Genomic DNA, 14,917 nt, shown 5'->3' with positions numbered 1-14,917 from the left:
CACCTATGTGACTGGGGCGAGAAGCGCAGCCAACAAAGCTGTAGCTTCAAGTACGACGGGTATATTAGACCAAGGCTTCTTCTTCGTTATAATCAAATTCTAATTCATCCCCTTTCAGATCAATACGCACATCACCGCCGTGCGCCAGTCGTCCAAACAGAATTTCATTGGCTAAAGGTTTTTTCAGTTGCTCCTGGATCACCCGCGCCATAGGACGAGCCCCCATCGCCTGATCGTAACCTTTGTCAGCCAGCCATTGACGGGCCGCACCACTCAATTCCATCGAGACTTGTTTTTTGTCCAGCTGTACCTGCAAGTCGCAGACAAACTTGTCGACAATCTGCAGAATAATATCGCGGGATAAATGTTTAAACCAGATGATGCCATCCAGACGGTTTCTGAACTCAGGACTAAAAGTCCGGTTGATTTCGGCTAACGCATCGTGGCTGTGATCTTGCTGTTTAAAGCCGATGGTTTTACGCACAGTCTCCTGCACACCCGCATTAGTGGTCATCACCAGAATCACATTACGGAAATCCACTTTACGGCCGCTGTTATCAGTTAAAGTGCCGTGATCCATCACCTGCAACAAAATGTTGTAGATGTCGGAGTGCGCTTTTTCGATTTCATCTAAAAGCACCACTGAATATGGATGTTTCGACACCGCATCTGTCAATAAACCGCCCTGATCAAAACCTACATAACCAGGAGGCGCACCAATTAAACGGCTGACAGCATGGCGTTCCATATACTCAGACATATCAAAACGCAGCAGCTCTACGCCCATAATTTTGGCCAGTTGCTTAGTGACTTCAGTTTTACCAACCCCTGTAGGGCCTGCAAATAAGAAGTTACCAATAGGCTTTTCTTCATTACCCAAACCAGAGCGGGATAAGCGGATAGCCGAAGTTAACACCTCAATAGGCTCATCCTGACCAAAGACCACCAGTTTCAGGTTACGGTCTAAGTTCGCCAGCACATCTTTGTCGGATGCTGACACTGACTTTTCAGGAATACGCGCCATTTTGGCAATAATATGTTCAATTTCCGGCACATTAATGACTTTTTTACGTTTGGACACAGGCAACAGACGCTGACTGGCACCTGCTTCGTCAATCACGTCTATGGCTTTATCTGGCAGATGCCGCTCGTTGATGTATTTAGCCGATAACTCAGCGGCAGCACGCAAAGCTTTTTGAGTGTAACGCACGCCATGGTGAGCTTCGTAACGCTCTTTTAAGCCCTGCAGAATTTGGGTGGTATCATCCACGCTGGGTTCAACCACATCAATTTTCTGGAAACGACGCACCAGCGCTGTATCTTTTTCAAAGATGTTTTTAAATTCCTGATAAGTGGTAGAGCCAATGCAACGTAAACGACCGCTCGACAGCAGAGGTTTAATCAAGTTAGACGCATCCATCACACCACCGGACGCAGCGCCAGCACCAATAACCGTATGAATTTCATCGATAAAAAGCACTGCATCTTTTTCGTTTTCGATTTCTTTCAGCAAGGACTTTAAGCGTTTTTCAAAATCACCGCGGTACTTAGTGCCGGCCAGCAAGGAGCCCATATCCAGTGAATAAATAGTGGCATTGGCAATCACTTCAGGCACCTGGTTATTCACAATGCGATAGGCCAGACCTTCAGCAATAGCGGTTTTACCCACCCCTGCTTCACCCACCAATAACGGGTTATTTTTCTTGCGACGGCACAACACCTGAATAGTACGCTCCAGCTCCATATCCCGGCCAACCAATGGATCGATCTGGCCATTTTTCGCCAGAATATTCAGGTTTGCCGTAAAGCTTTCGAGGTATTTGTTTTCTTCAATCTGCACCTCACCGTTTTCATCTTGCTGCTCGTCCTGATGCTCGATTTTTTCGGTTTTGATCACACCATGAGAAATATAGTTAACGATATCCAAGCGGCTGATATCGATTTTTTTCAGCAAATAAACAGCCTGGGATTCCTGCTCACTAAAAATAGCCACCAGTACATTGGCCCCTGTGACTTCAGATTTACCAGAAGATTGCACATGAAACACCGCACGTTGCAGTACACGCTGAAATCCGAGCGTAGGCTGCGTGTCGCGGTCTGCGTCATCTTCTGGTAACAAAGGGGTGGTTGAATCTATAAAATGCGACAGGTCGAGCCGCAAGCGGTCTATATTGGCACCGCAAGACTTTAATGCCTCACCAGCCGCCGGGTTGTCCAATAAAGCTAATAATAAATGTTCGACCGTCATGTACTCATGACGTTTTTCCCGCGCAAACCGAAACGCCAGATTTAAGGTTAACTCAAGATCTTTGTTCAACATACAACATCACTCCTAATCCACCTGAGTTACTACAGCAGTTGTTTGGCGTTAAGCCCGTTCCATAGTACATAACAATGGATGTTCGTGCTCTTTCGCATAAATGGACACTTGCTGAACTTTGGTCTCCGCTACCTCGGCTGTGAACACACCACAAACCGCCATACCTTCATTGTGCACCTGCAACATAATTTCACTGGCTTTTTCATATTGCATATTAAAAAACCGGGTTAACACATCGATGACAAAATCCATTGGAGTATAGTCATCGTTGTGGAGTATCACTTTATACATGGAAGGTGGTTTCACCTGTTGCCGGGTTTTCTCCACCACTCCGTAATCTGTTACGTTGTTTTCTTTATAACCGCTCATAAACTATAGCCACGCCTGTTCAAAGCATCAAAATTGCATTGATGTATTTTTTTTGCCGGACCTAAAGCCACTACAGGCTTTGCGGCCACTTTGTATCCCTTATCTTATAGATAGTACCTGCAACCTCTGTTTACAAGTCTGCAAAAAACTTGACTAGTTGCACAAATTATCTACAGTAAATGGTGGAGTCTGCCCGCAGCTCCCTGTTGCTCCGCCTTAGAATACAGAATTTAGCTAACTTAGAGAAGGAAGTAGTATGGCTACCGGTAAAGTGAAATGGTTCAATAATGCCAAAGGATTTGGGTTTATTCGTGAAGATGGTCGTGACGAAGACATTTTCGCCCATTATTCAACCATTAACATGGATGGCTACCGTACGCTGAAGGCCGGCCAGGACGTGGTGTTTGACCTGTCTGAGGGCCCAAAAGGTTTACATGCAGTAAATATAGCACTGCCAGATGGCGAGAAGCCTGAATAACCACCTGAAGCATAGAGACCTACACGAAATGCCAGCTAAAGCTGGCATTTTTCTTTTATTTCAATTGACCAAAATTCGATACAAGAGGATTGTAGGGGCCGCGGCTTGTCCCGGCCCGTCCATAAGCACCCAGGTGTCATTAGACGGGAGAGGACAAGCCTCTCCCCTAAAGTTTATTACAGTGCTGCTAAGGCCTGGTTAAAGGTATCGCTTGGGCGCATTGCTTTTGACGCTAAGGCATCGTCTGGTTTGTAATAACCACCGATATCCACTGCTTTGCCCTGAACTGAATTTAATTCCTGCACAATTTTGGCTTCATTTTCAGCTAAGGCTTTGGCCAAAGGAGCAAATTGAGCGGCTAAAGCTGCATCTTTGCTTTGTGCTGCCAGAGCTTCAGCCCAGTAGAAGGCCAGATAGAAGTGACTGCCACGGTTGTCCAGCTGACCCAGTTTACGGGTTGGTGATTTGTCGTTATCGAGGAACTTGGCTGTTGCCTGATCCAATGCATCAGCCAGAACCTGAGCTTTTGCATTGCCTGTCACCTGACTTAAATGCTCCAGAGAAGCAGCCAAAGCCAGGAATTCACCTAACGAATCCCAACGTAAGTGGTTTTCTTCAACAAATTGTTCAACGTGCTTAGGAGCAGAACCACCAGCGCCCGTTTCAAACAAACCACCGCCGTTCATCAGAGGCACAATAGACAACATCTTAGCACTGGTGCCTAATTCCAGAATTGGGAATAAGTCAGTTAAGTAGTCACGTAATACGTTGCCTGTAACAGAAATAGTGTCCAGACCGTCTTTAATACGCTGTAAGGTATGACGGGTTGCGTCTTCCGGCGACATGATCTGAATATCTAAACCATTGGTGTCGTGATCTTTTAAGTAACGTTCTACTTTAGCAATCAGCTGAGCATCGTGAGCACGGTTTTTATCTAACCAGAATACAGCAGGTGTTTTGCTTAAACGGGCACGGTTGACGGCCAGTTTCACCCAATCCTGGATTGGAGCATCTTTGGCCTGACACATACGCCAGATATCGCCTTGCTCAACATTGTGTTGAATCAGCACAGTACCGGCAGCATCTACAACACGCACCTGACCAGCAGCTTTGATTTCAAAGGTCTTGTCGTGTGAGCCGTATTCTTCTGCTTTTTGCGCCATTAAACCTACGTTAGGCACTGAGCCCATAGTACGAGGGTCAAAAGCACCGTGTTCACGGCAGAAATTGATAGTTTCCTGATACACGCCAGCGTAGCAACGGTCAGGGATAATAGCTTTGGTGTCTTTTAACTTGCCGTCCGGCCCCCACATCTGACCTGAAGAGCGGATAGCCGCAGGCATAGAAGCATCGATAATCACATCGCTTGGCACATGCAGGTTCGTGATGCCTTTGTCTGAGTTCACCATCGCCAATGCTGGTTGCGTGGCATACACAGCTTTAATGTCGGCTTCAATTTCAGCTTTTTTATCGGCTGGCAGCTTAGCGATTTTTGCGTAGACATCACCTAAACCGTTGTTGGCATCTACACCTAATTCAGCAAAAGTAGCGGCGTGTTTTTCAAATACGTCTTTGAAGAACACAGTGACCACATGACCAAACATAATAGGGTCAGAGACTTTCATCATGGTGGCTTTTAAATGCACTGACAGCAGCACATCTTTGGCTTTTGCATCCGCAATTTCTGCAGCGATAAAATCACGCAGTGCTTTTTTGCTCATGGAAGAAGCATCAATGATTTCACCAGCTTTCACAGCAGTTTTTTCTTTCAATACAGTCACGCTGCCATCAGCTGCTACATGCTCAATACGCACTTGGCCTGCTTCAGCAATAGTGACTGACTTCTCACTGCCGTAGAAATCACCTGCGCTCATATGAGCCACATGAGATTTCGACTCTTTGCTCCAGGCTCCCATAGAATGCGGGTTTTTACGGGCATATTGTTTAACAGAAGCAGGAGCACGACGGTCAGAGTTACCTTCACGCAGCACAGGGTTTACCGCGCTGCCTTTAACCTTGTCGTAACGGCTACGGGCTTCTTTTTCCTCCGCTGTTTTTGGGTCTTCTGAGTAATCAGGCAGTTTGTAGCCTTTGGCTTGCAGTTCTTTAATAGCAGCCACTAACTGTGGAATAGAAGCACTGATATTTGGCAGCTTGATGATATTGGCTTGTGGCGTATTGGCCAGCTCGCCTAACGCTGTCAAGGCATCAGGTTGACGCTGGGCTTCAGTCAGAAATTCAGGGAACAAGGCAACAATACGGCCAGCCAAAGAAATATCCTGAGTTTCAATTTCGATATCGGCAGTTTTGGCAAAAGCCTCCACTACAGGTAAAAAAGAATAAGTGGCCAGTGCCGGGGCTTCGTCCGTAATAGTGTAGATAATTTTTGAGGTGGTCATATCGTTTCCTGGATTTACAGCAAAATTGAGTCGTTTGATAGGCAAACCTCTATGTCGAAGTGCCTATGCTGTTTAAAACGTTACAGTTACTCGCGGTGTGCGAGTATAACAGCGCTATTCGCAAGAACCTAGTCAGGGACAGCGCTTTACGACAGAAGTAGTAGAGGCCCAAGCCCTGTCGCGCTTTATCCTACCTAATTGTCAGGCGAAAAAGCACTAGCCTGCGGCCCGACCACTGTGGCAACTTTAACGATTTATGGGCGTTTTGCGTCAATTACAACAAAAGATCGGATTTTTTGTTCATATATGGCATAAAGATCAGAGTTTTTGCTATTTTTGCTACTTTTCCTTTGCTTCGGAGCCTGCATGTCCCGTCCTTTATTGCATTTAACTGTAGCTGCCGTGTTGTATGTTCAGGGCCGTTATTTACTGGTGGAAGAAAAAGACAAAGTCTCTGGCCGCCTTGTTTTGAATCAGCCTGCTGGTCATGTCGAAGAGAATGAAGACTTAATCAGCGCTGTAAAAAGGGAATTACAGGAAGAAACAGGCCTGAGCTTAGAACCTGACGCCTGGCTTGGCATCTCTCAGCTTAAAGCCGCCAATGGGCATTTTTATGTGCGGGTAAACTTTGTCTTTACCCCAACCCTATTACCCGTTGTTTATCAGCCACAAGATAAGGACATTCTGGCTTTGCACTGGTTAAGTCTGGCCGAGCTGAACGCACATACCCTGCCGGTGCGCAGTCAACTGGTGCTGGACGCCATCACCCAATTTGAACAAAAGCAGTTGCTGCCACTAAGTCAGATTAAAAACCCGATCATCCATTCAGATTAGAAACACTGTCGCATATTCCGCCTGATTAACATTTTTTGGCAAAGAATTTGGTGCTATAATCCGCGCCCGTTCCCATCCAGCCAGTAAAAAGTGCGGTGTAATGTCAGATAACAGCAGCAAAAAAGTCATTGTCGGTATGTCCGGCGGTGTGGATTCTTCAGTGTCCGCTTATCTTTTGATCCAGCAAGGTTATCAGGTCGAAGGCCTGTTTATGAAGAACTGGGAAGAAGATGACGACAGCGAATACTGCGCTGCTGCAGAAGACCTAAAAGATGCACAAGCGGTTTGTGACAAGCTGGGTATCAAACTGCATAAAGTCAACTTTGCCGCTGAATACTGGGACAATGTGTTTGAATATTTCCTTGCCGAATACAAAGCCGGTCGTACCCCAAACCCGGATATTATGTGCAACAAGGAAATTAAGTTTAAAGCCTTTCTTGAATTTGCTGCCGAAGCTTTGGGCGCCGACTATATAGCCACAGGCCATTACGTACAGCGCCGCGAAGTGGACGGCCACTGGCAGTTATTGCGTGGTCTGGATACCAATAAAGATCAGAGTTACTTCCTCTACACCATAGGCGAAGAGCATGTGGCGCAGACCCTGTTCCCTGTAGGTCATCTGGAAAAACCGCTGGTGCGGGCTATTGCTGAAGAACAAGGTTTAATCACCCACGATAAAAAAGACAGCACAGGCATCTGTTTTATCGGTGAGCGTAAATTTAAAGATTTCCTGCAAAAATATCTGCCAGCTCAGCCTGGTGATATTTACACAGTAGAGGGCGATAAAATTGGCCAGCACGATGGCCTGATGTATCACACTTTAGGCCAGCGTAAAGGTTTACGTATTGGTGGTTTAAAAGATGGTGATGATCAGCCCTGGTATGTGGTAGCAAAAGATTTGATCAATAACCGTCTTATTGTGGCTCAGGGCCACGATCACCCAAGTATGTTTTCCAAAGGTTTAGTAGCAAACCAATTGCACTGGGTCGATCGTACAGGCCCGCAGCAGCTACTTCGCTGCACTGTCAAAACCCGTTATCGTCAGACCGACATTCCATGCACCCTGACCCCAATGCCGGATGGCACTGTGGTTGTGGTATTTGATCAGCCTCAGAAAGCCGTTACCCCGGGCCAGTCTGCTGTGTTTTACAGCGACGAGATTTGTTTGGGTGGTGGCATTATTAACTCGGCCATACACTAATTTATGCAACACAGTATTCAGACTCAAACCTTAGCGCTGGCAGGTATGTGCCAGGCACTTATGCTTTTACAACAAGTTACCCGCACTAATGATGTGGCGCTGGCCGATTTGCAGCTCTGTTTAGCCAGTATCGCCAATTTATCCCCGGCTGAACCTTTGGATATTTATGGCAAAGATGTGGCGAACCTGCAGGCAGGTTATCAGTGTCTGGTCGATCAGTTAGGTGACAATCAGCGCAAAGATGTGGAGCTGACCCGTTATGTGGTCTCTGCAATAGCGCTGGAGCGTAAGCTAAGTAAAAACCGCGATAATCTGGATAACCTGGGCAAACGTTTATCCCGTTTAGAGCAGCAACTGCAGCATTTTGCTATTACCGACGAAAACATTATTGCCAATCTGGCTGATATTTATGTCGAATGCATCAGCTCTTTAGGCACAAGAATTCAGGTCGCTGGTCAGCCAGAGCTGTTGAAGCAGCCACTGGTACAGCACAAAGTAAGAGCTTTGTTATTGGCTGCTATCCGCGCTGTGGTGTTATGGCGTCAGTCCGGTGGCAGTCGTCTGCATTTTATATTCAAACGCAAAGCTTTGCTCAATGAAGCCAAATCCGTTTTACACACTATTGCCCCAACCCATTCATAGGAGCACCTAATGGAATTATCAGCATTAACCGCCATCTCCCCTGTAGATGGCCGCTATGGCTCAAAAGCCAGCGAGCTGCGTGAGTTTTTTAGTGAATATGGTTTAATCAAATTCCGTGTGACTGTGGAAGTGCGTTGGTTGCAAAAATTAGCAGCCACAGCAGCCATCACAGAAGTTCCGGCTTTATCCGACAGCGCTAATGCGCTGTTAAACGGAATTGTCGACAATTTCAGCCTTGCTGATGCGCAGCGAGTGAAAGACATAGAGCGCACCACCAACCACGATGTCAAAGCTGTTGAGTATTTATTAAAAGAAAAAGTAGCAGACCATGCAGAGCTGGCATCGGTTAGTGAATTTATCCACTTTGCCTGTACCTCAGAAGATATCAATAACCTGTCTCACGGTTTGATGTTAGGTGCGGCGCGTGATGAAGTGTTGTTGCCACTGTGTGATCAGTTACTAAACGAAATCAAAGCTTTAGCTCACAAGTACAAAGCTATTCCTATGATGGCCCGTACCCATGGCCAGCCTGCCTCTCCGACCACCTTAGGCAAAGAGATGGCGAACGTGTATATGCGTTTAAAGCGTCAGCGTGAGCAAATTGCCAAAGTTGAACTGCTGGGCAAAATCAATGGTGCTGTAGGTAACTATAACGCGCATTTATCCGCCTACCCGAACCTGAACTGGCACCAGTTTGCAGAAGAGTTTGTCACAAGCCTTGGTTTAAGCTGGAACCCGTACACCACTCAGATTGAACCGCATGATTATATTGCCGAGCTGTTTGACGCCATTGCGCGTTTTAATACCATACTGCTCGACTTTGACCGTGATGTCTGGGGTTATATTGCTTTAGGTCACTTTAAACAGCGCACTATAGCTGGCGAAATTGGCTCTTCAACTATGCCGCATAAAGTAAACCCTATCGATTTTGAAAACTCAGAAGGTAACCTGGGCCTGGCCAATGCCATATTCCAGCATTTATCCTCCAAGTTACCTGTATCACGCTGGCAGCGTGACTTAACAGACTCTACTGTGCTGCGTAACTTAGGTGTAGGTTTTGCTTACACTGTCATTGCTTATCATGCGAGCCTCAAAGGCATCAGCAAACTGGAAGTCAACGAAGCCAACCTGATGAGCGAACTGGATCAAAACTGGGAACTTCTGGCCGAACCGGTACAAACAGTGATGCGTAAATACGGCATTGAACAGCCGTATGAGAAGCTGAAAGAGCTGACTCGCGGTAAGCGTATTACACCAGCAGATTTAGCGGTCTTTATCGACAAGTTAGAGCTGCCTGCAGAAGTGAAAGCAGAACTAAAAGCTCTGCGCCCTGATAACTACTTAGGCGCAGCTATCGAACTGGTTAACTTATTAGACTAAGCTAAACAGCACTTCAAATACTTCAACAGGGCGATTTTATCGCCCTGTTTTTATGGTGATTTATGTACCAATTATTTTTAAATGAATTAACGCCCCAGCAGTTTTTAACGGACTACTGGCAGAAAAAACCTTTGCTGATCAAAGCCGGTTTCAGAGAATTTATCGACCCTATCAGTCCGGATGAACTGGCAGGCCTTGCCGGTGAAGAAGAAATTGAATCCCGTATTGTCAGCAATAAAGACGCCGCCTGGGATATGGAGACGGGTCCTTTTGAAGATTTCAGTCATTTAGGAGAGGAAGGCTGGACTTTATTAGTGCAGGCAGTGGATCACTGGCATCCCCAATCTGCAGCTTTGATAGAGCCATTCCGTTTTATTCCTAACTGGCGCATTGATGATTTGATGGTGAGTTTCTCCACAGCTGGTGGTGGTGTAGGACCGCATCTGGATCAATACGATGTATTTATTATCCAGGGTCAGGGCAAACGCCATTGGCGTGTGGGTATGCCGGACAGCAGTTTAAAACAGCACTGCCCTCACCCACGTTTATTGCAGGTCACTCCTTTTGTTGATTGCATTAATGTGATCACTGAACCTGGTGATATTTTATACATTCCGCCAGGTTGCCCGCATGACGGCATCTCATTAGATCCATCACTGAACTACTCAGTAGGTTTCCGCGCTCCGGCACAAAAAGATTTATTGACAGGTTTGGCCGACCATCTGATTGATCAGGACATTACGGGTCGTCGTTTTACTGATCCAGAGCGTCAGATACCAGAGTCAGTGGGTGCGATCAGCGAACAGGATCTGAGCCAGGTACAAGATTTGTTACGCCAATTGGTGGACGACAAAAATCTGGCGGCTCAGTGGTTTGGCAGTTATATCAGCCATGCCAAACATGAGCTGGATGCCACAGAGCCGGATCCACATTATGAAGCCAATGAAATTGGTGAGTATCTGGAAGAAGGTTCTGTGCTGGCCAAATTAGGTGGCCTGCGCACTTTGTATTACCAGGCTAATCCAGCAGAAGATATTCAGTTGTTTATCAACGGCGACCGCTTTTTAGTGCCTGTGACTGAACTTGCTACCGTGAAAAAACTGACCGATCAGATAAGCCTTAGTCAGGAAGATTGCCAGCATTTCGCAGCGGATAACGGTCGTTTGCAGTTGATCACCCTGCTGATCAATAAAGGCTACTGGTACTTTACTGAGTAGGCTCTTATCTGCTGATGGCCTGAAGACAAAAAACCGCTAATGGCGGTTTTTTGTCTGAGATAGCATGTAAAGATTTATATACTCTCAGCTTGCTTAACTTTGCTTGCCCCATAACTCTTCTTTATCAAAGAGTTCATACAAACCATGGGCACGTTGCACCAATAAATTCGCAAAATCGACTTTGGTTTGATCCAAAGCGCCGGAATTCATAATTTGCTCGGCTTTTAATTGCCAGTTGAATGAGAAAGCACGTACAGCTTCTCTGGCGTCTTTTGCCGCCGACAAAGGCAAATGATCTGTAGGTAAATCACCACTTATCACCCAATATTGTTGACGGTTTTGAGCAGTCATCTTCCAGACCGCCAATATTGGTGTTAAATAACGAGATTCTGATACTGCAATAGTATCTGGCAATATGCCTTTTTCTGCCAGATACTGGTTCGCTTTTTGAAACTGAGTGCGAACCCATTCATTGTTTGCCTGTTCTTGCTGTTCCGGGGTTAACTGATCTGTCATTGGATTAATCCTCTCCTGAAGTGGCGTTACTTTATGTGACTCAATCCAGACAATCAAGAGTTGGCTTACATTGTCGACAATTACCTGGTCTTACCAGATTTTGTTTTTATAGATTGATGGCGAAAGCTTTACTGAAGTGGTACATTCCGCGGCGCAAAAAAGCCCTTTCCCTGCCAGGTGCAGTGAGTTATATCAACGGAGAACAAGTCGTGGCTGTATTTAACCATCCTGAATTTGATAACCATGAGCAAGTCGTATTCTGCAGTGATGAAACCACAGGTTTAAAAGCCATTATTGCGATTCACAGCACCGCCTTAGGCCCAGCGACAGGCGGCTGCCGTATGTGGGACTATGTGGCGGATGAAGATGCTTTAGTTGACGTATTACGTTTATCCCGCGGCATGACGTACAAAAATGCAATGGCGGGTTTGCCATTAGGCGGCGGTAAGGCCGTTATTATTGGCGATGCTAAAAAAATCAAATCTGAAGCTTTGTTCCGCAAGTTTGGCCAGTTTGTACATTCTTTAAGTGGCCGTTATGTCAGCGCTGAAGATGTGAATATCACCACTGGCGACATTATGATGGTCAACAAAGAAACACCCTATGTCGCTGGCTTAGAAGGTTTAAGCGGCAATCCAGGTCCTTTCACTGCGCTGGGAACTTACCGTGGTATAAAAGCTGCCGCTAAACATAAGTTTGGCACCGATGATCTGAATGGCCTGACTGTCGCTGTGCAGGGTTTAGGCAGCGTTGGGTTTTATCTGTGTGAATACCTGCATAAAGAAGGCGCCAAACTGATTGTGACTGATATCAATCAGGACGCTGTCAGCCGTGCCGTAGCTCAGTTTAACGCTACTGCTGTAGGCTTAGATGAAATTTATGCTGTTGATGCTGATATCTACGCTCCTTGTGCTTTAGGTGCCACCATTAACGACATCAGCATTCCTCAGCTGAAATGCAAAATCATTGCTGGCTGTGCCAACAACCAGCTTAAAGAAAGTCGTCATGGTGAAATTCTGCGTCAGAAAGGCATTTTGTATGCGCCGGACTATGTGATCAATGCCGGTGGTATTATCAACGTGGCAATGGAAATGCGTGTTCAAGGTTATAACGCAGAAGAGTCCACCGCTAAGGTAAATCAGATTTACCATACGCTGCTTAATATCTTCGAACGTGCTGATGCACAACTGAAACCAACCAACGAAGTAGCTGATTTAATGGCGCAGGAAATCATCCGCAACGCCCGTTAACTGTATACCCCATCGATACCCAAAGTAATTGGAGTTGCAGCGCGACGACAAGCGAGCGAGACCCCAGGAGCATAGTTGTCCTATGTGACTGGGGCGAGTAGCGCAGTCAACAAAGCTGCAGCTTCAAGAACGCGGGGTATACCACTCAGTCCAGTCTTTGGTTAGCCAGTAGACTTGCAAACTTGCGGTTTCAGCTGTCAGCTTTGAAAACAAATCATAGTTCGACAAATTCACCGTCAGCAAACAATTCCAGCCACAATTTACCGGCCTGAAGGTTGCGCTGGATGCGGCATAGACTTGCGCATTCAACTGGTGCATTTGCGATAATTTTTTTACCCGGAGGGCGTGGTAATCGCTGCTGATAAACAAATAACTTTTAGTTTTATCCAGCTTTTTATCTAAGGACGCAAACTCATGGTAGGTGGTAGGCCCGCCGTCAAAGCACGTAATGGCTGCATACTCTGTTTTTTTCTTTAATAAGGCCTCGTAAGGCGCGCAGTGCAAAGTAGTCATATGCACATTCACCGGACGCTGCTGTGCATTAATCATTAAAGACAGCTGACTGATCCTGTTGATAGCGCAATCCGGCAGACTATGTTCATTGCCACCACAACCCAACAATACATAGTCGCCGTTGAAATTAACGGGCAGTTCAGCCGTGCTGATTTGAGAGCTGTACCATTCCCGCACCTGATTTGCCACTAGCGTATTGCCTGTCAGATAAAACCAAATCAACAATAACCACAGCCCTTTTCGGCGATAGTACAGGCAGGCGAAAAAAAACAACCAAAGAAATATATTCTGTGGATACAAAAAAGGCTCTAAAAAATCTTTCACTGCATAATCCTTATGACGACTGTGGGCAGTTCATTGCTGCAAGATACCACAGAGTCACTAAGCAGCCATTGGGCTAACACTGTTATTTTATTAAAAAAATTTCTCAACAGCCACGCTTCGTCATCTAAGCTTTCTGGCGTGCTGTGATAAGATGTCAGCCAATAAAAAACCAATGTAGCAGGTTAATGGAGTTCAGTATGTTTAAGACGGTATCGGTGATAGGTTTAGGGTATATAGGCCTGCCTACGGCAGCCATGTTAGCGTCTCGCAAGCTGCGGGTCATTGGTATAGATGTGAATCAACATGCCGTGGATACCATCAATCAAGGCAAAATTCATATTGTAGAACCTGAGCTGGACATGCTGGTGCATGCAGCTGTGACAGGTGGTTATTTGTCAGCACAAACCAGCCCTGTAGCAGCCGATGCCTTTATGATTGCAGTGCCAACGCCATTTTTTGATGATCTGTCACCGGATTTAACTTATGTTGAAGCCGCAGTAAAATCTATAGCGCCAGTGCTGGCCAAAGGCAACTTAGTGGTACTGGAGTCAACCAGCCCTGTTGGCACTACAGAAAAAATTTGCCAGTGGATACGTGAAGCCCGCCCGGATTTAACTGTACCTACCGATTCCTCTCAGCCGGATATTCATGTGGCTTATTGCCCTGAACGTGTGCTTCCGGGCCGTGTTGTGTATGAACTGATTGCGAATGACCGTATTGTTGGCGGCTTAACCCCGGCCTGTTCTGAAAAAGCCAAAGCGCTGTACCAGACTTTTGTCACTGGTGAATGTTTGCTCTCTGACGCCCGTACTGCCGAGATGTCGAAACTGACAGAAAACGCCTTCCGTGACGTCAATATAGCCTTTGCCAACGAGTTGTCGGTCATCTGTGATGAGTTGAACATCAACGTTTGGGAACTGATTAAAATGGCCAACCGCCACCCTCGCGTAAATATTCTGACGCCAGGCGCCGGTGTAGGTGGCCACTGTATTGCTGTTGATCCATGGTTTATTGTGCACTCAGCACCGGAGCAAGCAAAACTTATTCGCACAGCCCGTGAAGTGAACGACTTTAAACCTCAATGGGTATTGCAGAAAATTTTATCTACCGTGGCTAATCATACTTTGCATAAACCTTCTGTTGCTTGTTTTGGCTTAGCTTTTAAACCGGATATTGACGATTTACGTGAAAGCCCGGCTTTGCATATAGTCAATGATTTAGCTGCTGCTTATCAGGGTAAAATCTATGCAGTCGAACCTAATGTGGATCAGACCAACAAGCTGGCCGCCAATGTCGAACTGGTGTCCGTAGAACAAGGTTTAAAAGCCGATATCATTGTGATCCTGGTGAACCACAAAGGTTTTGGTGATTTGGATTTCAGTAAAAACAGCCTGATTAACGTGGTAGGCCCGTTACGCTCAGCGCACTAAACACTCAGCAGAACAGAACGATATAAAAAGGCCGGTGCTATCAC

Annotated in this window: 13 protein-coding genes; 8 read left to right on the top strand and 5 right to left on the bottom strand. The window is 46.2% G+C overall.

The window, feature by feature from the left end:
- Positions 1-64 precede the first annotated feature (64 nt).
- Both clpA and clpS read right to left on the bottom strand, forming a co-directional pair.
- Positions 65-2,320, bottom strand: a complete 2,256-nt coding sequence (gene clpA, locus RHEIN_RS12600; protein WP_008899356.1) for an ATP-dependent Clp protease ATP-binding subunit ClpA — start codon at positions 2,318-2,320, stop codon at positions 65-67.
- A 48-nt stretch (positions 2,321-2,368) separates the two neighbouring features.
- Positions 2,369-2,689, bottom strand: coding sequence for an ATP-dependent Clp protease adapter ClpS (gene clpS, locus RHEIN_RS12595; RefSeq protein ID WP_008899355.1), 321 nt, complete (start codon positions 2,687-2,689; stop codon positions 2,369-2,371).
- 256 nt (positions 2,690-2,945) lie between these two features.
- Between clpS and cspD the strand changes: the two genes are divergently transcribed.
- Complete coding sequence (cspD, locus tag RHEIN_RS12590) at positions 2,946-3,167, top strand: cold shock domain-containing protein CspD (protein ID WP_008899354.1); 222 nt, start codon at positions 2,946-2,948, stop codon at positions 3,165-3,167.
- A 176-nt stretch (positions 3,168-3,343) separates the two neighbouring features.
- On the opposite strand, the gene RHEIN_RS12585 is transcribed toward cspD, so the two are convergent.
- A complete protein-coding gene (locus RHEIN_RS12585; protein ID WP_008899353.1) occupies positions 3,344-5,566 on the bottom strand; it encodes an NADP-dependent isocitrate dehydrogenase in 2,223 nt (740 codons plus the stop codon).
- Positions 5,567-5,932: 366 nt separating this feature from the next.
- On the opposite strand from RHEIN_RS12585, the gene RHEIN_RS12580 reads away from it, so the two are divergent.
- From RHEIN_RS12580 to RHEIN_RS12560, 5 genes are all read left to right on the top strand, one after another.
- The gene (locus tag RHEIN_RS12580; RefSeq protein ID WP_008899352.1) at positions 5,933-6,400 is read left to right on the top strand and encodes an NUDIX domain-containing protein; all 468 of its coding nucleotides are present in this window, start codon (positions 5,933-5,935) and stop codon (positions 6,398-6,400) included.
- A gap of 100 nt (positions 6,401-6,500) precedes the next feature.
- Complete coding sequence (mnmA, locus tag RHEIN_RS12575) at positions 6,501-7,601, top strand: tRNA 2-thiouridine(34) synthase MnmA (protein WP_008899351.1); 1,101 nt, start codon at positions 6,501-6,503, stop codon at positions 7,599-7,601.
- Between the two features lie 3 nt (positions 7,602-7,604).
- Positions 7,605-8,243, top strand: a complete 639-nt coding sequence (gene hflD, locus RHEIN_RS12570; protein ID WP_008899350.1) for a high frequency lysogenization protein HflD — start codon at positions 7,605-7,607, stop codon at positions 8,241-8,243.
- Positions 8,244-8,252: 9 nt separating this feature from the next.
- A complete protein-coding gene (gene purB, locus RHEIN_RS12565; protein ID WP_008899349.1) occupies positions 8,253-9,623 on the top strand; it encodes an adenylosuccinate lyase in 1,371 nt (456 codons plus the stop codon).
- A 62-nt stretch (positions 9,624-9,685) separates the two neighbouring features.
- Complete coding sequence (locus RHEIN_RS12560) at positions 9,686-10,840, top strand: ribosomal protein uL16 3-hydroxylase (RefSeq protein ID WP_008899348.1); 1,155 nt, start codon at positions 9,686-9,688, stop codon at positions 10,838-10,840.
- Positions 10,841-10,933: 93 nt separating this feature from the next.
- Here RHEIN_RS12560 and RHEIN_RS12555 read toward each other — a convergent pair whose 3' ends face one another.
- Positions 10,934-11,356 carry a DUF4826 family protein gene (locus RHEIN_RS12555; RefSeq protein ID WP_008899347.1) on the bottom strand — a complete coding sequence of 141 codons (423 nt, stop codon included), beginning with the start codon at positions 11,354-11,356 and terminating at the stop codon, positions 10,934-10,936.
- A gap of 209 nt (positions 11,357-11,565) precedes the next feature.
- Between RHEIN_RS12555 and RHEIN_RS12550 the strand changes: the two genes are divergently transcribed.
- Complete coding sequence (locus RHEIN_RS12550) at positions 11,566-12,606, top strand: Leu/Phe/Val dehydrogenase (protein WP_040555170.1); 1,041 nt, start codon at positions 11,566-11,568, stop codon at positions 12,604-12,606.
- A 123-nt stretch (positions 12,607-12,729) separates the two neighbouring features.
- Here the strand turns inward: RHEIN_RS12550 and RHEIN_RS12545 are convergent, their stop codons facing one another.
- Positions 12,730-13,443, bottom strand: coding sequence for a hypothetical protein (locus RHEIN_RS12545; RefSeq protein WP_008899345.1), 714 nt, complete (start codon positions 13,441-13,443; stop codon positions 12,730-12,732).
- Positions 13,444-13,640: 197 nt separating this feature from the next.
- Between RHEIN_RS12545 and wecC the strand changes: the two genes are divergently transcribed.
- Positions 13,641-14,873, top strand: coding sequence for a UDP-N-acetyl-D-mannosamine dehydrogenase (gene wecC / locus RHEIN_RS12540; RefSeq protein WP_008899344.1), 1,233 nt, complete (start codon positions 13,641-13,643; stop codon positions 14,871-14,873).
- Positions 14,874-14,917: the final 44 nt, after the last annotated feature.

It is taken from the genome of Rheinheimera sp. A13L (assembly GCF_000217935.1).
In the GTDB taxonomy this organism is placed as follows: Bacteria; Pseudomonadota; Gammaproteobacteria; order Enterobacterales; family Alteromonadaceae; genus Pararheinheimera.
The sequence above is the reverse complement of the archived record's forward strand: the minus strand, read 5'-3'. Positions and strand labels throughout refer to the sequence as shown.

Bases quoted from the DNA above. Each gene is read 5' to 3' on its own strand.
- clpA (WP_008899356.1), bottom strand. From the start codon at position 2,320: ATGTTGAACAAAGATCTTGAGTTAACCTTAAATCTGGCGTTTCGGTTT.
- clpS (WP_008899355.1), bottom strand. From the start codon at position 2,689: ATGAGCGGTTATAAAGAAAACAACGTAACAGATTACGGAGTGGTGGAG.
- cspD (WP_008899354.1), top strand. From the start codon at position 2,946: ATGGCTACCGGTAAAGTGAAATGGTTCAATAATGCCAAAGGATTTGGG.
- RHEIN_RS12585 (WP_008899353.1), bottom strand. From the start codon at position 5,566: ATGACCACCTCAAAAATTATCTACACTATTACGGACGAAGCCCCGGCA.
- RHEIN_RS12580 (WP_008899352.1), top strand. From the start codon at position 5,933: ATGTCCCGTCCTTTATTGCATTTAACTGTAGCTGCCGTGTTGTATGTT.
- mnmA (WP_008899351.1), top strand. From the start codon at position 6,501: ATGTCAGATAACAGCAGCAAAAAAGTCATTGTCGGTATGTCCGGCGGT.
- hflD (WP_008899350.1), top strand. From the start codon at position 7,605: ATGCAACACAGTATTCAGACTCAAACCTTAGCGCTGGCAGGTATGTGC.
- purB (WP_008899349.1), top strand. From the start codon at position 8,253: ATGGAATTATCAGCATTAACCGCCATCTCCCCTGTAGATGGCCGCTAT.
- RHEIN_RS12560 (WP_008899348.1), top strand. From the start codon at position 9,686: ATGTACCAATTATTTTTAAATGAATTAACGCCCCAGCAGTTTTTAACG.
- RHEIN_RS12555 (WP_008899347.1), bottom strand. From the start codon at position 11,356: ATGACAGATCAGTTAACCCCGGAACAGCAAGAACAGGCAAACAATGAA.
- wecC (WP_008899344.1), top strand. From the start codon at position 13,641: ATGTTTAAGACGGTATCGGTGATAGGTTTAGGGTATATAGGCCTGCCT.